Origin of the sequence: Serratia aquatilis, assembly GCF_044865145.1 — a bacterium.
GTDB classification, from domain to species: Bacteria; Pseudomonadota; Gammaproteobacteria; order Enterobacterales; family Enterobacteriaceae; genus Chania; species Chania aquatilis.
Window position 1 is genome coordinate 1,661,437 of record NZ_CP173186.1, and the last position, 21,500, is coordinate 1,682,936.

Genomic DNA, 21,500 nt, shown 5'->3' on the forward strand with positions numbered 1-21,500 from the left:
GGACTCTTACGTTTGCCGCCTAGCTGCAACCAGAAATCCATAGAGCAAAGGGCTCGTCGTCTTTCAGGCCGCAGCGTTGTTGGCTGCACGTACTCGCCCCAGTCACTTGGCAAGAGCAAGCTCCTGGGGACTCTTACGCTTGCCGCCTAGCTGCAACCAGAAATCCATAGAGCAAAGGGCTCGTCGTCTTTCAGGCCGCAGCGTTGTTGGCTGCACGTACTCGCCCCAGTCACTTGGCTAGAGCAAGCTCCTGGGGACTCTTACGCTTGCCGCCTAGCTGCAACCAGAAATCCATAGAGCAAAGGGCTCGTCGTCTTTCAGGCCGCAGCGTTGTTGGCTGCACGTACTCACTCCGGCAGCGGTGCCAGTTTCTTGCCTCTACGGAATTTCATCTGCAATCGGTCAAAGTACAGATAGATCACCGGGGTGGTATATAGCGTCAGTAGCTGGCTCATGACTAATCCACCCGCGATGGTGATCCCCAGCGGTTGTCGTAATTCAGCCCCGTCACCACTGGCTAAAACCAAGGGTAATGCGCCAAACAGCGCCGCCAGCGTGGTCATCATGATCGGGCGGAAACGCAACTGACAAGCCTGGAAGATCGCATCCTGAGCGTTAAGCCCACCATTGCGTTGTGCATCCAAGGCAAAGTCCACCATCATGATGGCGTTCTTTTTAACTATACCAATCAACAACATAATGCCAATCAAGGCGATCAGACTGAATGGGGCACTAAACAGCTCCAGCGCCAACAGTGCGCCGACGCCCGCAGAAGGCAGCGTGGATAGAATGGTCAGCGGATGGATATAGCTTTCGTATAGGATACCCAGCACGATATACACCGTGGCAATGGCGGCAGCGATCAGGAACAGTTGTGAGTTCAGCGTCTCTTGAAACAGCTGAGCGGTGCCAGCAAAAGTACCGCGCACGGTAGAGGGGACGCCAAGCTGGGTCATGGCCCGTTCTATGGCGACCGTGGCCTCATACAGGCTACCCCCTTCCGGCAGGTTGAACGAAATGGTCGACGCTGCCGATAATCCCTGATGGTTAACCGCCAGTGGCGCATTGGCAGGCCGCCATTGGGCAAAGTAAGAGAGAGGGATCGCTTGGCCGCCGCTGTTGATCACAAACATTTTCTCCAGGGAACTGACGTCCTGGGTATAAGGTGGCGCAACTTCCATCACCACCTTGTACTGGTTCAACGGCTGATAAATAGTGGATATCTGGCGCTGACCGAAGGCGTTGTTGAGCAGGTTGTTGGCATCAGTGACTGAAATACCCAAGCGAGACATGGTTTCGCGATCGTAGGTCAGATCCAGCTCTGAGCCTTTATCCTGCTGATCGGAGTTGACGTCCGCCAGTTCGGGCAACGCAGAGAGCGCTACACGGATCTTTGGCTCCCATTCGCGCAACTCGCGCAGGTCGTCCGCCAATAGGGTGTACTGATAACCGGCATTGGACTGCCGCCCACCGGCACGGATATCCTGCACCGCCATCAGGAACAGGCTGGCACCGGGTTCTTTCGCCAGTTTGGCACGCAGCCGGGCGATCACCTTCTGCGCATCATCGCTTCGTTCCGACAGGGGTTTTAGCGAGATAAACATCGATCCGCTATTGGTACGGGAACCACCGGTAAAACCCGTGACGTTATCGACATCTTTGTCGTCCCGCACGATCTTCATAAAGTCTTCCAGTTTACCGCGCATCGCCTGGAACGAGATGCTTTGATCTGCCTGGATAAAACCCAACAAACGCCCAGTGTCCTGTTCTGGGAAAAAGGTCTTCGGAATACTGATATACAGCCAGACGTTAAGCGCAATGATGGCGAAAAACAGTGCCAGTACCCAGCGAGCATGCCCCAAAACCCACTTGAGCGAGCGCCCATAACCCTGTTGCAAAGCAATCAGTACGCGTCCAAAACCGCGCTTGCGCCGTTGTTCACGGGCTGGCTGATAACGCAGCAGATAAGCGCACATCATCGGCGTTAAGGTCAGTGAAACCAGCAGTGAAAGCCCGATAGAAACCGAAAGCGTGACGGCAAATTCACGGAACAGCCTGCCGGGTAATCCGCCCATAAACAGCAATGGAATAAACACCGCTACCAGCGAGATGCTCATGGAAAGTACGGTGAAACCGACCTCGCGTACCCCTTTCAGTGCGGCATTAATCGGTTTCATGCCGGTTTCGATATGGCGCGAAATGTTTTCCAGTACCACGATGGCGTCATCTACCACGAAACCGGTGGCGACGGTGAGTGCCATCAGCGACAGGTTGTTGAGGCTGAAGCCGCACAGATACATGGCAGAAAAAGTACCGATCAGCGAAACGGGTATAGCCACCGCCGGGATCAAGGTTGCGCGGCCAGAACGCAGAAAAATAAATACCACCAGGATCACCAGGCCGATGGCGATCATCAAAGACTGTTCCACCTCAGCCAGCGATGCGCGAATGGTGGGGGAGCGATCCTGTGCGATATTCAACTCAATGGATGCGGGGATGTTCTCCCTCAGCGTAGGCAGCTCCGCGCGGATACGGTCGACGGTTTCAATAATATTGGCATCAGGCGCACGGCTGATGGTCAGAACGATTGCCGGTTTGGCGTTGGTCATCCCGGCGTTACGCAAATCCTGTACGGAGTCGATAACGTTTGCCACATCACCAAGGCGCACTGCCGCGCCATTATTGTAGTGAATAACCAGTGGCCGATAGGCGTCAGCGGTTTTCAGCTCATCGTTTGCTTGTATCTGCCAGCGCTGTTGCGGGTCATCTACCGCACCTTGCGGGCGGCGCACATTGGCATTGGCGATCGCTTTGCGCACCGTATCCAGCGAGATCCCCTGATTAAACAGCGCCCCCGGGTTAAGCTCCACACGCACAGCGGGTAAGGAACTACCACCGACAGATACATCGCCGACGCCTTCGGTCTGGGCAATTCTTTGCGCCAGCTGTGTAGAGGCGAAATCATACAACTGCCCTTGGTTGTAGGTATCCGAGGTCAGCGTCAGGATCATGATCGGCGCATCGGAAGGATTGACCTTACGATAGGTTGGCCGGTTCGGCATCCCGGTGGGCAAAAGACTCTGAGCGGCATTAATGGCTGCTTGTACGTCACGTGCCGCACCGTTGATATCACGCTCGAGATCGAACTGCAAGATCACCCGCGTGCTGCCAAGGGAACTGGTTGAGGTCATTTCATTGACCCCGGCGATGCGCCCTAGTGCCCGTTCTAGCGGCGTGGCTACCGAAGAGGCCATGGTTTCCGGATCGGCACCCGGTAAAGATGCGCTAACGACAATCACTGGCAAATCAATTTGCGGCAGGGGGGAAACCGGCAATAGCCGGAAGCCAAGTATCCCGGCGAGAGCGATGGCCAGCGTCAGCAGTGTTGTTGCCACTGGCCGATGGATAAACAGGGCGAAGAATTTCACGGTAACTCCTGCGGTTCCACTTGGCGGTGGGTGCTGCGTGCCAATTTATCAAACAGCAGGTAAATCACCGGGGTGGTAAACAGCGTGAGGATCTGGCTTACCACCAGACCGCCAACCATGCAAACGCCCAGAGGCTGGCGCAGTTCTGCCCCTACACCCGTGCTCAGCATCAGCGGCAATGCACCCAGCAACGCCGCCAGTGTGGTCATCAGGATCGGGCGGAAACGTAGCAAACAGGCCTGATAGATTGCATCATAGGGCGTTAACCCTTGCTCACGTTCGGCGGCCAGAGCGAAGTCGATCATCATGATGGCGTTCTTTTTCACGATGCCGATCAGCAAAATAATACCGATAATGGCGATCACATCCAGCTCATGCCCTGAAATCATCAGGGCCAGCAAGGCTCCCACCCCGGCGGTTGGCAAGGTAGAAAGGATGGTCACCGGGTGAATAAAGCTTTCATACAGTATGCCTAACACGATATACATCGAAACGATAGCCGCCAGAATCAGCCACAGTGTGTTGCCCAGCGAGGCCTTGAATGCCAGCGTTGCCCCCTGGAATTGCGTGGTGATGTCTTTCGGCATATTGAGGTTGTGTTCAGCCTGGGTAATGGCATCCACCGCTTCACCGAGCGAATAATTATCGGCAACGTTAAACGACACGGTGGCCGACGGGAATTGAGCGAGATGGTTGATCGACAGGGGGCCAAAGCGCTCCTCTATTTTGGCCAGGGTGCTCAGTGGCACGGTGGTGCCGTTGCTGCTGGTCAGGCGAATATCGTTTAATGCCGCCAGCCCTGGCGTGTGGGTAACATCATGTTCCAGCACTACCCGATACTGATTGGCCTGGGTGTAAATGGTGGAGATCAGACGCTGACCAAAGGCGTTATAAAGCGCGTTATCTATATCGCTCATGGTAATACCCAGCCGGCTGGCACTGTCACGGTCCACATTCACATAGGCAACCAACCCTTGGTCCTGCCAATTGCTGGTCAAATCAGTCAGTTGTGGGGACTGCTGTAATTCAGCCATCAACTTGGGTACCCATAGGCTGAGTTCATCAAGCGACATGGCCTGCAGGGTGAACTGATATTGCGTGCGGCTGACCTGGGTATCAATAGTCAGGTCTTGAACCGGTTGCAGATACAGTTTTACGTCGGGGAAATGCGCCATCTGTTGTTGCAGGCGAGTAATGATCGCCGGAATACGTTCGCTGCGCTCGCTCAGGGGCTTCAGGGTGATCTGAAGTCTGCCGCTGTTGAGCGTGGCATTGCTGCCATCAACCCCGACAAATGAGGTCAGACTTTCTACCGCCGGATCCTTGAGGATTTCAGCGGCGACCCGCTGTTGGCGTTCCGCCATATTGCTGAATGACACGCTTTGTGGGGCTTCTAACGTTCCCTGAATGATGCCGTTATCCTGCACCGGGAAGAACCCTTTCGGGATCAGCAGATAGAGTAAAACGGTCAGCACCAGTGTGCTCAGCGCGACGCTCAGCGTCAGCCTGGGGTGGTTAAGCACCACTTTCAACCAAACGCCATAGCGCGCAATTACCCGTTCAAAAAATCGTTCCGAAGCACGAGAGAAACGGTTTTGTTTGCGCAGTGACTCGTGGCTGAGCATCCGCGCGCACATCATTGGCGTCAGCGTCAGTGACACCAGTGCAGAAATCAGGATGGCTACCGCCAGCGTTACGGCAAATTCACGGAACAGGCGGCCGACGATATCGCCCATAAACAGCAGCGGGATCAGCACGGCAACCAGTGAAAAGGTGAGCGAGATAATGGTAAAGCCGATCTCTCCGGCTCCTTTCAACGCGGCATCCAGCGGTTTTTCGCCTTTCTCGATATAGCGTGAGATGTTTTCGATCACCACGATGGCATCGTCCACCACAAAGCCAGTGGCGATGGTTAGTGCCATTAACGTCAGGTTATTGATTGAGAAACCGAGAAAATACATGACGGCAAAAGTGCCGACCAGCGACAGCGGTACTGCCACGCTCGGGATAATGGTTGCGGGCACGTTACGCAGGAATACGTAGATCACCATAATGACCAGTACCACTGCTAACAGCAGCTCGAACTGCACATCGCTGACCGAGGCCCGGATGCTGGCGGTTCGGTCGGTTAATACTTTTACGTCCACCGACTTTGGCAGGCTTTTGATCAACTCTGGCAGCATTTCGCGGATACTGTCGGCGGTGGCTATCACGTTGACACCCGGTTGGCGCTGAATATTCAGCACAATCGCCTGCTCTTTATTGGCCCAAGCGGCCAGATGGTTGTTTTCCGCCCCTTGCTCGATAGTGGCAATATCCTGCAGACGAATTGCGGCACCGTTTCGGTAGGCGATAATCAACTGCCGGTAATCCTCGGCGGTTTTCATCTGATCGTTGGCAGAGAGCGTTACTGAACGCGTTGGGCCGTCCAGATTGCCTTTTGCCGAGTTGACGTTGGCATTGCTGATGACGGTACGAATGGTTTCACTGTCGAGCCCGTAGGCGGCGACCGCCGTGGGGTTGAGCTTCACCCGAACGGCCGGGCGCTGGCCACCGGAAAGGGTCACCAGGCCCACGCCGGTTACCTGCGAAATCTTCTGCGCTATTCGGGTTTCCACCATGTCTTGCACTTCGGTCATCGGCATGGCGTTTGAGGTAACGGCCAGCGTCAGGATCGGCGGATCGGCTGGGTTGACCTTGCTGTAAATCGGTGGGTAGGGCAGATCGTTGGGTAACAGGTTGGTGGCGGCGTTAATCGCGGCCTGCACTTCCTGCTCGGCAACATCCAGTGGCAGTTCAAGCTGAAACTGGAGTGTAATAACCGACGCGCCGCCGGAACTCTGTGATGCCATCTGTTTTAGGCCGGACATCTGCCCGAACTGGCGCTCCAACGGGGCGGTGATCGCTGAAGTCACCACATCCGGGCTAGCGCCTGGATACAGCGTGACTATCTGAATCGTGGGGTAATCCACTTCCGGCAGGGCGGAAACCGGTAATGAACGGTAACCGATAATCCCGGCTAGCAGGATGGCCAGCATAAATAGCGTGGTGGCTACCGGGCGTAGGATAAACAGGCGGGAAGGGCCACCACCACTATTTGGGGACATCGACTGCATCAGGATTTCCCCTGAGCTTTGGCTTGGCGATTGGTTGGGACGTTTGCAGAGGCTTTCTGTGGCTCCAGCACCTCAACCTGCATGCCTTCGGTCAGACGATCAATACCGTCGGTCACCACCCGGTCGCCAACGTTGACACCGGCAGTGATGACCACTTGCTGGCTGTCCTGAATACCCGCAGTGACCCGATGTTTGCTGACTTTGTTGTCTTCACTCAATATCCAGACAAAGTGGCCCTCGTTACCCATTTGCAGTGCGGCACTTGGGATCACGATGGCATTCTGCAACGTATCCACCTTCAGTTGTGCGTTGACGAACTGGTTAGGGAACAGCGCATCATCCTGATTATCAAAGCGCGCTTTCAGTTTAATAGTGCCGGTGGTGGTATCGATCTGGTTATCCAGACTCAAAAGAGTGCCGCGGGCCAACTGTTGCTGATTGGTACGATCCCTGGCTTGGACGCTCACAGGGCCTGCTTTTTGCGCTTTAACCAGATCGGCAATATTGCTTTCCGGCAGGGTAAAAACCACATCGATGGGGTGTGTTTGGGTGATCACCACAATGCCCGTGCTGCTGCCACTGGCGATATAGTTCCCCACATCAACCAGTTTCAGGCCTACCCGGCCATCAATAGGTGCGGTGATTTTGCTGAAGGATAGCTGTAGTTTTGCGCTGTCGACGGCACCTTGATCGGCCTTGATTGCTCCCTCGGTCTGCTGCACCAGCGATAGCTGGGTATCAAGCTCTTGTCGCGACACCAGATTGGTTTTTACCAACTGTTGGTAACGGGCCAGGTCCCGTTTGGCATTGGCTAATGTAGCCTGATCTTTTGCCAGTTGCCCCAAGGCTTGGGTTAATTGCACTTGGTAAGGGCGTGGGTCGATCTCCGCCAGTAGATCACCAGCTTTTACCTGCTGGCCTTCAGTGAAGTGGATCGCCATCAATTGGCCTTCAACGCGGCTGGTAACGGTGACGGTATTGGCCGCAGTCGCTGTGCCTAACCCGGAAAGAAAGCGTGGTACGGTTTGTTGCGTGGCGGTCGCTGCTTGTACCGGTGACATAGGGGCACTACGTCGGCCACCTGCTCTTCCGCCAGCCGCGCTGTTGCCTGAACCCGCGTTACGGGCAACTGGTGCCGCATCGTTCACCTGGGGAGGGCTGAAGTGGCGCCAAATCAGGAAGGTGGCAATAACCACGACAACAGCAGCCAACAGGCGGAGTATCAGTGAACGGCGTTTGGGTTTTGCATTCATAGCGGTGAATATTCTCTCCAGAGGCAGGCGTGCAGGCAATCATTGCCAACAGTGATACTCCTCACAGGATACTATTTTAGCGAGTTACAGCAGCACAAAAATGAAGGAAATATGGAAGAAATGTCAGGATTCCAGGAAGAAGTTTCAGCCAGTGGCATTTTTTCTGACATATAGCCAACATTACTGCGCCTATTGGCTAGGCTGTGTCCCTCAATTGCACGCGAGCGCCGCTGGTGGTCATTTGCGCGCAGGGCAAGGCGTGAGTCGTGAGGTTTGGTGGGCTAAATAAGCGACGAACGAGGGACACAGCCTAGTGCCACACGTCTGAAACGCGATGCTTCAGATATCAAAGCGCTGGATGAGGCCAGTTGTTAACAAGTTTGCCGCCGTTTGCGATACAGCACGTGCTTGCGTAACGGGTGCCCAGGGGGCAAGCGAGGGTGTTCGAAGGTTTCACCGCTGAACGTCATCCCGATGCGAGCCATAACCCTGCGTGAGGGATGATTGTTCTCGGCGGTGAAAGAGACCACCTCTGTCAGTTGCAGCGTATTAAAGGCCAATTCCAGAGCGCAATTTGCCGCCTCGCTGGCATACCCCTGGCCCCAATGTTCAGCAGCCAACCGCCAGCCGATTTCTACACAAGGTGAGCAGGGCAAGTCATCGCCGGCGCTAGCTAGCCCAACAAAACCGATAAAGGGGCTGCCGCCTTTTACCTCTACGGCCCAAAATCCCCACCCCTGTTGCTGCATCAATGCACGGATGCGCTCGGCCATGGTGTCACTTTCTGCGCGGCTTAGCGGTGCTGGGAAATATTTCATTACGTTGGGATCGGCATTGATTGCGGCAAAGGCTGGCAGATCGCTGTCTTGCCAGCTTCGCATTAGTAGTCTTGGTGTTTCACGGACAATGATAGCCATTGTGTTCCCTTGTCAGGGGCTTAATCGCCCCTGGTTCAAATTAACGAAACAGCGTCTGTGCCCAGCGTGCCAGCCCGGCGGTAACTGAACCAAAATCGTTACCGCCTACGATCGGTATTCCCGGTAATTGTTGTTGCAGCGCACTGCGAAGCAAAGGCGAACGCGCACTACCACCGGTAAGATAAATCACCTGCGGGGTGCTCTGGCTGGTAGCCAATGCGGCACTCACCTGTTCCTGGATACGCATCATTGGCTGAGCAATGGCATCGGCCAGTTGATCCTGAATTAGCGTTATCGCCAGTTCCGGCTGCACAAACGCTAATTCAGTATGAAAACGCTGTTGATCGGACAGGGCGATTTTACTCTCTTCCGCTGCCCGCACCAGCCTGTAGCTTAAGCGTTGTTGGTACACTTTCATCAGCCGCTTCACTTTCTCTGGCTCGGCGGCGTCGCGGATCAAATCGCGTAACAGGCGGCCATTGGCTGAACTGTAGAAATCATTCTGTGCAGGGACATCGTTGGTCGCAACGGCATTCCAGTAAGGCAGAGCAGGCAGGGCGATGCCTTTTTCGGTTTCTCCTCCCATGCCAAACAATGGCATCAACTGTTTGAAGGCCAGCATGATATCCAGATCGTTACCCCCGACACGGCAACCGCTGTGCCCCAGCAGGCTCTGTTGACGATCGGCACGATCGCGCCATTGTGGGCCCATCAGCAGCACCGAACAGTCGGTGGTTCCACCGCCGATGTCGACCACCAGTACGGTTTTTTCTTCGCTCAGTGTTGCTTCGAAATCCAGCCCGGCGGCTACCGGTTCGAATTGGAACGCGATCTGTTTAAAACCCGCCCGTTCGGCAGCGCGCAGCAGAATGCCTTGGGCCTGCAGGTTGGCCTCTTCTCCGCCCATGCCTTGAAAGTTAATCGGGCGGCCAATCACTGCCTGATCGATGCTGCTCTGCAATATTCCTTCGGCCTGACGCTTGATGTGGAACATCATGGCGCACACCAGATCCTCAAATAGCGCGATCTGCTGTGGCTTCAGGCCGTTGGCTCCCAGGAAGGATTTCGGCGAGCGGACGAAGTATACCTCTTGCGGATCTTCAATATATTGCGCCAGTGCTTGCAGGCCGAACACCACGCTGCCGTCGTTTACCGGAATATCCTCTTCACGGTTGAAGGCCATTGCCCGCCGCAATAGCTGCTGGTTCTCATCGCTACCGGTCGGGATCTGCCAGTGGCGATGTAGCCATTCACTGACTGCTTCGCGCGTTGGCGCGCAAAGCATCGAGGGTAAATACGGTTGGTTGTTTTCCAAAGTCAGTAATTCTGGGCCGTTATCCCGCATTACTGCAACAGAACAGTTGGCTGTTCCGTAATCGAAACCAATAAACATTTTCTGTTAACTTCCCCATGCCAATGAAGGGGGGCGACTTTACCCGAGAGTGCTGCGGCGAGCAACGTATGAGCCGATAACCGGCGAAAAATTTCTCTGTGGTTGCTTGCGCGTGCTTTACTACAGAAGCAGAACTCATAGGCGAACCGCCCTGATATCTCAGGTTCATGTCCGATTCCCGCACGTCAGCCACAGGCACGAACTCCATAATGAAGAAAAAACCGACGCTGAGCGATATCATGAATAATCAACACCAGGCGCTGTATGCCGCTCTGAGTGCGCGAGACCGTAAATTTGACGGACGATTCTTTGTTGGCGTTTCCTCTACCGGTATCTATTGCCGGCCGGTGTGTAGCGCACGTACGCCGAAAAGCGAAAATTGTACGTTCTACCCTAGCGCCGCTGCGGCTGAACTGGCAGGTTTTCGTCCTTGCTTAAAGTGCCGCCCGGAATTGGCTCCGGGGCTGGCACTTATCGATCTGGGTAATCGTTATGCCCAGGTCGCGGTGCAGTTGATTGAGCAAGGCTATTTGTCTGAACACAGCTGCGAGCAACTTGCAATCCGGCTGGGTATTTCGGATCGCCACCTGCGGCGCATTTTTGCCGAGCAGTTTGGCGCATCGCCGATTGATTACGCGCAATCCCATCGCCTGTTGCAAGCCAAACGCCTGTTAGCCGATACGGATTTGCCGCTCAGTGAGGTGGCGTTTGCAGCCGGGTTTGGTAGCCTGCGCCGTTTCAATGAGTTGTTCAAGGCGCGCTACCGTTTGATTCCCTCGGTATTACGCAGCACAGCAGGGCGTCATGAACAGGCTGCCAGCAGTGGGTTGGTTTTTCATCTCGGCTATCGGCCACCTTATGACTGGCCGCGCATGTTCGGCTTTTTACAGGCGCGTGCGGTCATCGGCGTTGAAAGTGTGATCGGTCAGCAATACTGGCGCTCGATTGCTGTTAATCAAGGGGGGATCGAGTATCAAGGTTGGATCTGTGTGCAGCCGGAAGAGTCACGTAACCGGGTGCGCGTGGAGATTTCATCCTCGCTTAGCCGGGTAACGACTGAAGTCTTGCGGCGTATTCGGCAGTTATTTGATCTGGATGCTGCCCCGGACCGTATTGTTGATGCGTTGGGCGATCTGGCCGCAGATGCACCGGGTTTGCGGTTGCCTGGTTGTGTCAACAGCTTTGAACAGGCGGCGCGGGCAGTGTTGGGGCAATTGGTCAGCGTCAAGATGGCCGCCACGTTTGCAAGCCGGATGACCGAACGTTGGGGAGTGGCTCTGGAACAACCTTATGGCAATGTCACTCACCTGTTTCCAGATGCGGCGTGTGTGGCACAGTTGCAACCGGAAGAATTGCGTTTATCGGGGATACAGCTGAAACGCGCTGCAGCGTTGATCGCAGTTGCGCGCGCAGTGATAGAAGGACGCTTGCAGTTGGATAACGTTCTCGATATCGAGCAGGGGATCCTCGAACTGACCACCCTGCCGGGCATTGGTAGTTGGACGGCCAACTACATTGCTATGCGTGCCTGGTCATGGCCAGACGTTTTTCTGTCGGGGGATTATCTTATCAAACAGCGGTTCCCTGGCATGGCACCCCGGCAGATAGAGCGCTATGCCGAACGTTGGCGGCCATGGCGCTCTTACGCAACGCTGCATCTTTGGCACAATGAACGCTGGGCGCCTTCACCGGATACCAAAGTAACCACTATCGAATAACTCGGTTAACGGTTGTTCGAGCCCAACGGCATCCCCGTCCACCAGATCGATACCAATAGTTGCCAATGCGTTCAGGGTCACCTGTAGGTCGGCAGGGCCTGCCAGGGTTTGGATATTAATCCTGTGGGCGGCACCATTGATCATCGACACCATTAATTCATCCATTTGATTACAGTGCACGTCGGTGATAAAGCGTTCGTCAATGCGTATAAAATCAATGGTTTGACCGTTGAGCTGCTCGAACGCATTCAGGTTGCGCCCAAAACCGTTGACGATCAATTTGCAACCCAAAGCCTGTAAACCACGGATAAAAACAGCGCAGTCAAGTTGGTGATCGAGGATCACCGTTTCATCCACCATCAGATACAGTGCGTGTGGCGGGAGCGTTGACGCGGCAAGTTTTTCCTGTAGGAAGTGCTGGAAATGAGTATCTACTATGCTGTCTGTTGCCAGGGAAAACGCAATGCAAATTCCTTTGTGGTGAATAGCTTCGTCATACTTATCCAGAACCTGGCTCACTAACCAGCGATCGATGTCGGGCTGCAGGCCATAAAGTTGTACCGCAGCGAAAAAAACATCAGACGTCAGTAAACGCTCTTCAGAAGGGGTGACATGAACCTTTATCTGGTAGAAGCTGACTGCCTGCGGTGTTTTGGGCGGACAGACTGCGCTGACGTGCAGTTGTAATTGCTGTGCCTCAATGATGCCCAGCACTTCTTGCTCTGTTGGCAACTCATGCTGATGAACCATCTGCTGTTTATTACGGGCCTCATAAATATGAACTTGACCACGACCACGATGCTTGGCGGTGTAGCAGGCGATATCGGCCTGTGCCAGCAATTCGTTGCTCTTGTTGATGGGGGCATTGATTGGTGTGATACCGGCGCTGGCACCTACGTGATAGAGTTTGCCTTCCCAATAAAAAGGGTGTTCGTTGATCTGAGTAACTATTTGCTGAATCAGCGTTTTTGCTTTCTCAAGCGAGCAATCAAACAGGATCATGCCAAACTCATCGCCGCCCAGGCGTGCCAGACAGTCGCTACTGCGCAGTTGACGATGCATTAACTGGCCTATCTCCCTGAGTAATGCGTCACCGGCGGCGTGACCGGCGCTATCATTGACCGCTTTGAATCTGTCGAGATCGAGGAATACCAGTGCGTGATGCTGTTCGTTGTTTATTGTGCTGGCAATAGCAGCCTTCAAGTGTTTTTCAAAGCTGGTACGGTTCTGCAGGCTAGTCAGCGCATCGTGAGAGGCGTTATAGCTGAGCTTTCTCATCAATTCCCGCGAGTCCGTGACGTCTTGCAGCACTATCACCGCCCCCATCATCTCACCCCCGAGGGTTTTCAGCGCTGATACCGATGCCTGAACATCGAAGCGGCATCCATCAAGGCTATGGATTACTGATGCATAATCCTGCGACGAGCGTCCCCCTTCTTGTAAGCACTGTTGCACCAGGTTTTGGATCTCAGGCCCCTCTTTGTCATTGGTCATACGCACGACGCCATGGATCGGCAACCCAAGAGCCTGGTCCAGTTGCCAGCCACACATCTTTTCAGCAACCGGATTCATAAAGGTGATGCGCATTTCTTTGTCAGTGGAAATCACCCCTTCACCGATGGCATCAAGTGTAATGTGTAACCGCTCTTTTTCTTCATGTAGCGCTTCGGTAAGGGATTTTATCTCCGTCATATCGATATTGGTGCCGATCATCCGCCTCGGCTTGCCGTGTTCATCGCGAATCGTATTACCCTGCCCACGAATATGGCGAATCCCCCCATAGCGGTTTTTGACGCGAAACTCCACAACGAACGGCCGTCGCCTGGCAAGCATCTTGGACATTTGATGTTTGATACGTTCACGATCCTCTGGCACCAGCAATGAACGCCAAAGTTCCAGCGTGGGTACCTGATTCTGCGGTAACTCGTACAATTCAAACATCCGCTTGTCCCAGGTGAGCTGTTTGGTGTCCAGCGCATATTCCCATATGCCAATTCCACCCGCTTCATTAGCCAGCGTGATACGCTCCATCAGTTGTCGATTTTCTGACTCGGTACGTTTCAATTCGTTGATATCTTCTACCTGAACAATAAAGTACAGAGGCTGTCCCTGGACGTCGCGTACCAGAGAGACCGCTAGCAGTGTCCAGACGCTTTGACCATCGCTGCGGATATAGCGTTTTTCCATGGTATAGCTACTGATACTGCCATCCAGCAGATCGTGTAACTGCATCTGATCGATGTATAAATCACTCGGGTGGGTTATTTCCTTTAAAGTCATTCGACTCAGAGACTCTGGAGAGTAGTGGAGTAATCTGCAGAGTGCCTTGTTGACCTGTAGCCAGTTCCCTTCTGGTGAAACCAGAGCCATACCAATAGCGGAATACTCCAGCGCGTTGCGGAAACGGGCCTCGCTTTCAACGATATGTTCTTTCTCTACTTTAAGGGTATACATGACCATTGCCATGGCGTGTGCAGGGATCAGGATCAGCAGCAGAGGCAAGTAGATTTCCACATCAGGTAAATAATGCCCACTCTCCTGAAAATGCAGCTTTCCGAGTGAGATCATTACCGTAATCACCAGCGTGGTGGCAAAACAGGTGATGAAGGCCTCAAGTCTTTGTAGGCTAATCGCCGCCCATAGCAGCGGCAGAATAACGAAAGTAAACGGGTATGGCATGTTGGTCAGTGCCAGATAACAGAAGATCAGTGTTCCCATCAATACCAGAAGCAGTTCGAAAAGGTTCAGATCTTTTAAGGCTGAGCGGTGATAAACCAACCCGATCGGGGCCAGTGCCAGCACACCAATTGCTTCGGAAATAAACCAGGTGGTGAATGGCTGCCAGAATGACTCTCCCGGCACAGGAACCAGTGATGCAGCAAGCAACGCGCTGAATAGAGGGGTAAAAATCACCGCGCAAACGACAAATTTCAGCCAGTTTGCCAAACTATCTAAGGGATCCTTGGCGGGCAGCACCCGCTTCAGTACCAGGATACTGACAATTGCTTCCAGTATATTGATTAGTGTGAGTTTGACCGGAAACCAACTGAACCCGAACAGGATGAAACTGGCCCCGCACATGCTGATCAGGCTTAGCAGTAATGGTAATGGCCAACTGCGTGGCGGCTGGTGGTACAGCATCATGATGATGGCGGCAGTAGGGAACCATAACGGGGTAAAGCGACTGGATTCTGCAGCCATCGACAGGCAAAGAAATGACAAGATAAACACAATCAGAGCGGTCAGCAGTGAATGGGTGAGTAAGTGATTTTTGGGGCTGACAGTGTAATTCTCTGTGCTGACGTTCATGGGCAACCTTACTGTGCTTTCGGCCACTGGCGTATGTAGTGCAATTGATAATGGGTATCTGTCTTATAAGAGGGTAGTACAGTGTGTGGCGAATTACAGTTTGCGGCGATAGTCCATCCAAATATATTCATCACCTTCCGTGTTGGAATAAGGTTACCTGAGTGGAGGGACGGTACATCCGAGAAGTTCTCTTCTGTACCGTTGGTTGGTTATCTCAAAGCAGGAAAATGGTGGCCAATCCAAGGAAAATAAAGAAGCCGCCGGTATCGGTGAGGGCAGTAATCAACACGCTGGAACCCACAGCGGGATCTCGGCCCATCTTGATCATAAGCATAGGTATGATGACTCCCATCAAAGCGGCTACCAACAGGTTGAGCAGCATCGCCAGCATCATCACGCCCCCCATCGCCAGATCGCCGTACAACAGATAGGTGACCAGTCCCATGATCCCTCCCCAGACAAAGCCGTTAATAATTGCTACACCTAATTCCCTGAGCAGTAGCCGGGAAATATTTCCCGCTTCGATTTGGTGCAGTGCCAGAGCACGAACAATCATGGTGATAGTCTGATTACCCGTATTGCCGCCAATACCGGCAACGATAGGCATAAGAGCGGCTAATGCCACCAGTTGCGAAATCGTGTTCTCAAACAGACCGATCACTCGTGAGGCAATAAAGGCAGTGCACAGGTTAATTGCCAGCCATGCCCAGCGGGTTTTTACAGCTTTACCTACGGAGGCAAAAACGTCTTCAGCGGGACTCAACCCCCCCATTCGGCGCAGCGTGGTATCACTCTCTTCGTTAACGTTGTCTACGATTTCTTCAATGGTCAGACGACCCAGGAGTTTGCCTTTGGCATCGACTACGGGCGCGCTTATCAGGTCATAACGTTCGAACGCGCTGGCAGCAGCTTCCGCTTTGTCTTCGGCCTGGAAAGTGGTGGGATCGCTGTCCATGACGGCAGAAACGGGTGTTTGCGGGTCGTTGAGTAAGATCGCTGTCAGCGGTAGTTCGCCTAATAGGGTATTTTTGCGATCGGTAACGAACAGTTTATCGGTAGCATCGGGAATAGTTTTGCGCTGACGTAGGAATCGATGCACCGTGCCCAGGGAAACTTCCGGGCGTACCGACACCAGTTCAAAGTCCATCATCCAGCCAACGGTGTCCTTGGCATAATGAACCATCTCGCGGACCTGAGCGCGTTTTTCCGGCTCAAGCGAGGTCAGCAGGCGCCCCATCAGGTTACGTGGCAGGTATTGAGCCAGATAGGCCTGTTCATCGACATCCAGCGTTTTGATCGCTTTGAGCAGATCTTTATCGCTCATCTCTTCGATCAGGCTATCCCAGACAGGTTCAGCAACTTCTACCAATGTTTGGCCGCGCTTACTGTTATCGACCAATCGCCACAGTGCCAGCCGTTCATCCTGTGGCAACGCCTCCAGCAAGTCTGCCAGGTCAGCGGCATGCATATCTTGCAGCAGATGAGTAATTTCGGCGGTATGATTCAGCAATTCATTTTTGCTGAGCTCTTTTTCATCCCCGGTACGGCCGAGAATGCCCTCTACCAGTTGTTTGTTGTTTAATAGAAGGCTAAGAATACGTTGACGATATTCAGCGACTTTTTTAACGTTATGTGTTGCGGTGGACATGGTATTCCTTAATGCTGACTGGATACACACGGTTCCTTTTCAACTATCTTTAAGATAGAACATAGCCGTGATTAAGGTCATTTTTATGAATTAGGTACGCAGGGCGAGTAATAAACCTGAACCCGGCATTGTTATCTATCTTTGGTCTTCGCTACCATGATGTTACAATTCGGATTATACTTAGTGATAATTTACTGATTATCTGTGTGGGCTTGCTGAGTTTGTTGTTCAGAGGCTGCTCTCTTTTCCTGATGGTGAGGAATCGCTACAATAAAGGCATAAAGTAGACGGCCGACTAAAATGATAAAACTGATCAGCAGCACTATCTTTGTCATGCGCCCGGTCTTTTTTTTTCTCATTGTTGTCAGCTTCCGTCAGTAACGCTATCCCTGGCAATGTAAGTGTGTGCTTCAATGCCGTGGTCTGTCACCAAAAAATGACAGGGCTTATTACTTTTTTGAATACTTTCACCAGTATTCATCCGTTTGAATATGGAATTCTATACGGTGATGTCAAAAAATGTCTATTTATTTCCTTTTGATTGATAAAGCGATTTAATCATTTTACAGAGTTTATCTGATTTTTTGTTTTGTATTAATGGGTTATTATTGACATAAAAACGTCATAATCATGTCCGTTCGTTTTTTACTTATTAATTGAATGTGGTCGAATCTTAAGCTGTTGCAGTGAATTGTATTAACAGTCATTCTTGATGCTGAACCCGCAGTGCCCGCTGACTTTTTGAATGGTTTGAGGCTGGTTCTGATCTTGCCTTGGCTGCGATGTGAATACGCTTAATCGACGAAATAAATCACGCCTTAGCGGATACAGTATCTTGATGGGTATTTTAAGTTTCTGGAATAAATTACGGGACCGTTGGTGGGGACAGCCTATGGTGCTGAGCCTGCTGCTGTTGCCCGTTGCCGGCTGGCTCTCGCCACGTCTGATGCTGCCTGATGGTAAAGCCTATCTGGTTTATCTGCCACTGGCGGTCTGTTTTTCTTTGTTAATGGTGTACGACTGGCGTGCACTACCGGGCATTGCTGTTGCGATTATTGTTCGTTATTCCGACCGGGAAAGTGTTTCCATTGACATCGTCATGACGCTGATTTACATGGCGTGCCTGAGCGTGTGCTGGCTGGGTTATCGCTGTCAGTCACAGCGGCGTTGGTGTGCGGGAATGACCGAGTTAAAACTTGGCAAATACCGGCTTATCTGGCTGGTACTGGCACCTCCTGTGCTGTTTATCTTTGGTTTACAACTGGTCATAGGCCTCGATCTGTTGCCGGACGAATTTGGTCTGCTTTCAGGCAATGGGAACAACCTGCATACGTTGATCAACTTCCAGGCTATCCTGATCGGCTGCCTCTCTTCCATGAAGCTGTTCTATTTTGTTTTGCGGATTTTGAATAACCCCAAATTTGCCAGGGTGCTTTTAGGGCGTATTCGCCAGGAGATGGCGCCATCAGTAAAAAATGGCGAATTACAACTGTGGTTTGTCGTACTCAGTGTGCTGGTTTTGATCCTTGCCTATCACACGGCAGATACCAATGTGATGCAAGTTCCTGACTTCACTCTGACACTGTTATTACCAGTCATGCTTTATAGCGCAATGCGCTTCGGTTTTCAGTTCAATGGCATTATCTGGGCAATAACCCTGTTAGTGCTGTTCTTTAATTATCCGGGTTATGTGCAGTGGAATAATCTGCTGCATAACCTGACAATGATTTCTTCTATGATGCTGGCCTTCACTCTCAGCATTCTTCTGACTTCAGCTATCCACACCCGCCAGCGTATGGATCATGCCAAGGCACAGAGCGCTTCGTTGAAGGATCCGGTGATCGGTTTGCCAAACTTGCGTGCGTTGAAACGCGATCTGGCGAAAGCCCCGCGTTCCACACTCTGTTTTTTGCGTATTTCCGAGTTGGATTTACTCAGCCGTAACTATGGTATGCAGTTGCGTATCCGCTTTAAACAGAAATTGGCAGGGAGCTTACGCACCGTATTAGAGGAAGGGGAAGATGTTTACCATCTGCCTGGGTATGACTTGGTATTACGTCTTAATGGTTCCGATGGTGAAGCGAAGGTAGCCAACATTCAGGTTGTGTTGGAAAAGTTCCGGTTAGTATGGAATGGTCTGCCAATTCATCCACCATTGGGGATCAGTTTCTGCGGTGTTTATTCTGAAGTGGAACATTTGCATCTATTGCTGGGGGAATTGAGCTCATTGGCGGAAATATCGCTGACCAGTGGCCGGCCAGAGAACATGCAAAACGATCATCATGTTGCGCAAGATGATGTCAAGCGCAAAGTTTCCCTGTTGCATTGGGTTCAACGTTCGCTGGATAACGATAGCTTTGTGCTGATGGCACAGCCTATCGTTGGCGTGCGTGGGGATACTTACCACGAGATCCTCCTGCGCATGTTGGATGATGAGGGTAATACCCTGTTACCAAATGAGTTTTTACCGGTAGTACATGAGTTTGGCCTAGCCTATCAGTTGGATAGGTGGGTGCTACGCCAAACCCTCCAATTTATGGAGCGTAACCGTGAGGTTTTGCCCAGCGCGCGTTTTGCGGTGAACCTTTCACCGTCTTCACTGTGTCGGCCTGGACTGTGTCAGGATATACGTGATTCGTTGCGGCAGTATCAGATTGAGCCTTATCAGCTCATTCTGGAAGTGACCGAGTCCCACCTGGTTCAAGATATCAGGTATGCCAAAAACTCGCTGAAAGAGCTCCATGAAATGGGGTGCCGTATCGCCCTGGATGATTTTGGTACCGGCTATGCCACTTATGACCGCCTTAAGGCGTTGCCTGTGGATACGTTGAAGATAGATGGCAGTTTTGTGCGTGGAATGCTGACCAATAAAGTGGATTACCAGATTATCTCGTCAATCTGTAAAGTCGCCTTAATGCAACGGCTATCAATTGTCGCTGAGTATGTTGAAACTGCAGAGCAGCGCGATGTGCTCAAAAACCTCGGGGTGGATTATATGCAAGGGTATTTTATTGGTGAACCACAGCCACTTGCATCGTTACTGCCGATGGTCTCCTCGAAGCAGATTTTGCTGCCACGGCTTGACTGATTTAGGGGGCACACCTTGTATATTGGGCTGACTCGGCCTATTCATCGGCCGAGTCGTTCAATCAACTTGTTATGCTGCGGGTTGTTCGTCCTGGGTATTCTCTTCTTCAATTATCAAATTCCAGCCTACAACGTCATTCCAGTAAGCCTGTTCACGCTCAAAATCCAACTGTACCAGGTTGTTTTGGGCCAGGTAACCGGCAGGGAAGCGTAGCGTCCAGTGGTTATCATCGGTTTCCAGGCGCAAGGTTTCAGGCGTGGTGGTAGATTGCCGTTGGTTGTTGAGCAGAGTGCTCAGGCGCAGCAGTTGGATCAATGGCAGATAGTATTTTTTCTTGAACAGGTTCAGCCGGGGTAACTCTTCGAGTTTTATCGCTTTGCGATGGAAGCGCACCAGCGCCGCTAACAAAATTTGCTGCTCCTGATTGAAGCCGGGCAGGTTGGTATTTTGCAGTATATAGGCAGAATGGCGATGCATGCCGCTATGATTGATGCTCAGCCCAACTTCATGCAACATGGCGGCCCATCGTAATAACGCTTCAAGCTGCGGTTGTACCAGCTTGGTATTTTGCGCCATCCACTGAGCGTATAGTAGCTCGGTTGTTTCAAGTACGCGTTTCGCCTGTTCACGGTCAATATTATAGTGATCGGCCAGACTGGTCGCCGTACGGCTGCGAATATCCTGATGACGGAATCGGCCTTCCATCTCGTACAACACGCCTTCACGTAACGCCCCATCGGACAGACGCAAATCGCGAATGGCCAACGCATCAAACACCCCGCACAGAATAGCCAGACCAGGCACAAAGACCGACTGACGGTCTTCCGACAGCCCAGGAAGGCTCAAGGTACTGAAGTTTTTAAACTGCAACACTTGCTCGACCAGCATCTCTAGCCTGTCAGGAGTAATCAGGCCGTCTTTTTCGCCCATAGCGACCAGCACTTCATGGGCTGCTTTGATGGTGCCAGAGGCGCCTAGCGCGTATTGCCAACCCTGAATGCGATATTGCCATGCCAGGGTTTCCAGTTTTTGTGCCGCCGCCAGACGAGCACGTTTGAAGTTGGTTTTACTGATTTCACCAGCAGGGAAAAATTGTTGCGCAAAACTCACACAGCCCATACGGCGACTTTCCGCCAGCAAGGGCTCAAAGTCCTCACCAATCACCAGTTCGGTCGAGCCGCCACCGATGTCGATAACTAGTTTACGGCCTTTCTCTGGTTGCGTGTGTTCAACCCCCATGAATATCAGACGAGCTTCTTCTTGGCCGGCAATAATCTCGATGGGGTAAGGGATCACCTTCGCAGCGCGTTTTAGAAACACCTCGGCGTTTATCGCCTGGCGTAAAGTGTGCGTACCTACGATGGTGACGTTATCAGCGGAAAAGCCTTGTAATCGTTCGGCAAATAGCGCCAGGCAGGCCAAGCCCCTTTCCATTGCCTCTTCACTGAGCACATTATTGCTGTCTAAACCATCGGCAAGGTGTACCCGCTGTTTTAAACGGCCCAATACCTGTAAAGCGCCATTCACGACGCGAGCTATCACCATGTGAAAACTGTTAGAACCGAGATCGATGGCTGCGATTTCCAACGGTTTATTGGTTGTAGTGCTTTTTAGTGGCATAGTTGCTGGC

At 52.4% G+C, this 21,500-nt stretch carries 11 protein-coding genes; 2 read left to right on the forward strand and 9 right to left on the reverse strand.

Going from position 1 to position 21,500, the window contains the following annotated elements; all coding sequences use genetic code 11:
* Positions 1-347: 347 nt before the first annotated feature.
* From mdtC to yegD, 5 genes are all read right to left on the reverse strand, one after another.
* Positions 348-3,428 (reverse strand): multidrug efflux RND transporter permease subunit MdtC, encoded by a 3,081-nt coding sequence (gene mdtC, locus SAQUA_RS07490; RefSeq protein ID WP_380672201.1) that lies wholly within the window; start codon positions 3,426-3,428, stop codon positions 348-350.
* Entirely contained in the window at positions 3,425-6,544 is a 3,120-nt protein-coding gene (locus SAQUA_RS07495; protein WP_380672203.1) for an MdtB/MuxB family multidrug efflux RND transporter permease subunit, read from the reverse strand. The genes mdtC and SAQUA_RS07495 overlap by 4 nt, the downstream gene beginning before the upstream one ends.
* On the reverse strand, positions 6,544-7,797 hold the full coding sequence (locus tag SAQUA_RS07500) for an MdtA/MuxA family multidrug efflux RND transporter periplasmic adaptor subunit (RefSeq protein WP_380672205.1): 1,254 nt from the start codon (positions 7,795-7,797) through the stop codon (positions 6,544-6,546). Before SAQUA_RS07500 ends, SAQUA_RS07495 begins: the two co-directional genes overlap by 1 nt.
* A gap of 371 nt (positions 7,798-8,168) precedes the next feature.
* Positions 8,169-8,714, reverse strand: coding sequence for a GNAT family N-acetyltransferase (locus tag SAQUA_RS07505; protein WP_380672207.1), 546 nt, complete (start codon positions 8,712-8,714; stop codon positions 8,169-8,171).
* A gap of 40 nt (positions 8,715-8,754) precedes the next feature.
* A complete protein-coding gene (gene yegD / locus SAQUA_RS07510) occupies positions 8,755-10,107 on the reverse strand; it encodes a molecular chaperone (protein ID WP_380672209.1) in 1,353 nt (450 codons plus the stop codon).
* A gap of 209 nt (positions 10,108-10,316) precedes the next feature.
* Between yegD and alkA the strand changes: the two genes are divergently transcribed.
* The gene (gene alkA / locus SAQUA_RS07515; protein WP_380672211.1) at positions 10,317-11,825 is read left to right on the forward strand and encodes a DNA-3-methyladenine glycosylase 2; all 1,509 of its coding nucleotides are present in this window, start codon (positions 10,317-10,319) and stop codon (positions 11,823-11,825) included.
* Here the strand turns inward: alkA and SAQUA_RS07520 are convergent.
* The 3 genes from SAQUA_RS07520 to SAQUA_RS07530 form a co-directional block, all read right to left on the reverse strand.
* Positions 11,793-15,134, reverse strand: coding sequence for a diguanylate cyclase (locus tag SAQUA_RS07520; RefSeq protein ID WP_380672213.1), 3,342 nt, complete (start codon positions 15,132-15,134; stop codon positions 11,793-11,795). The two genes, alkA and SAQUA_RS07520, sit on opposite strands and share 33 nt — an antisense overlap.
* 214 nt (positions 15,135-15,348) lie before the next feature.
* Positions 15,349-16,782 carry a magnesium transporter gene (gene mgtE / locus SAQUA_RS07525; protein WP_380672215.1) on the reverse strand — a complete coding sequence of 478 codons (1,434 nt, stop codon included), beginning with the start codon at positions 16,780-16,782 and terminating at the stop codon, positions 15,349-15,351.
* A 191-nt stretch (positions 16,783-16,973) separates the two neighbouring features.
* A complete protein-coding gene (locus SAQUA_RS07530) occupies positions 16,974-17,141 on the reverse strand; it encodes a YfgG family protein (protein WP_380672217.1) in 168 nt (55 codons plus the stop codon).
* Between the two features lie 533 nt (positions 17,142-17,674).
* Here SAQUA_RS07530 and SAQUA_RS07535 point away from each other — a divergent pair.
* On the forward strand, positions 17,675-19,870 hold the full coding sequence (locus tag SAQUA_RS07535; protein ID WP_380672219.1) for an EAL domain-containing protein: 2,196 nt from the start codon (positions 17,675-17,677) through the stop codon (positions 19,868-19,870).
* A 69-nt stretch (positions 19,871-19,939) separates the two neighbouring features.
* Here the strand turns inward: SAQUA_RS07535 and ppx are convergent, their stop codons facing one another.
* Positions 19,940-21,490, reverse strand: a complete 1,551-nt coding sequence (ppx, locus tag SAQUA_RS07540; protein ID WP_380672221.1) for an exopolyphosphatase — start codon at positions 21,488-21,490, stop codon at positions 19,940-19,942.
* Between the last annotated feature and the right edge of the window lie 10 nt (positions 21,491-21,500).

Coding starts and splice junctions, on each gene's coding strand:
- SAQUA_RS07495 (WP_380672203.1), bottom strand. CDS start 6,544: ATGCAGTCGATGTCCCCAAATAGTGGTGGTGGCCCTTCCCGCCTGTTT.
- SAQUA_RS07500 (WP_380672205.1), bottom strand. CDS start 7,797: ATGAATGCAAAACCCAAACGCCGTTCACTGATACTCCGCCTGTTGGCT.
- SAQUA_RS07505 (WP_380672207.1), bottom strand. CDS start 8,714: ATGGCTATCATTGTCCGTGAAACACCAAGACTACTAATGCGAAGCTGG.
- yegD (WP_380672209.1), bottom strand. CDS start 10,107: ATGTTTATTGGTTTCGATTACGGAACAGCCAACTGTTCTGTTGCAGTA.
- alkA (WP_380672211.1), top strand. CDS start 10,317: ATGAAGAAAAAACCGACGCTGAGCGATATCATGAATAATCAACACCAG.
- SAQUA_RS07520 (WP_380672213.1), bottom strand. CDS start 15,134: ATGAACGTCAGCACAGAGAATTACACTGTCAGCCCCAAAAATCACTTA.
- mgtE (WP_380672215.1), bottom strand. CDS start 16,782: ATGTCCACCGCAACACATAACGTTAAAAAAGTCGCTGAATATCGTCAA.
- SAQUA_RS07530 (WP_380672217.1), bottom strand. CDS start 17,141: ATGAGAAAAAAAAAGACCGGGCGCATGACAAAGATAGTGCTGCTGATC.
- SAQUA_RS07535 (WP_380672219.1), top strand. CDS start 17,675: ATGGTGCTGAGCCTGCTGCTGTTGCCCGTTGCCGGCTGGCTCTCGCCA.
- ppx (WP_380672221.1), bottom strand. CDS start 21,490: ATGCCACTAAAAAGCACTACAACCAATAAACCGTTGGAAATCGCAGCC.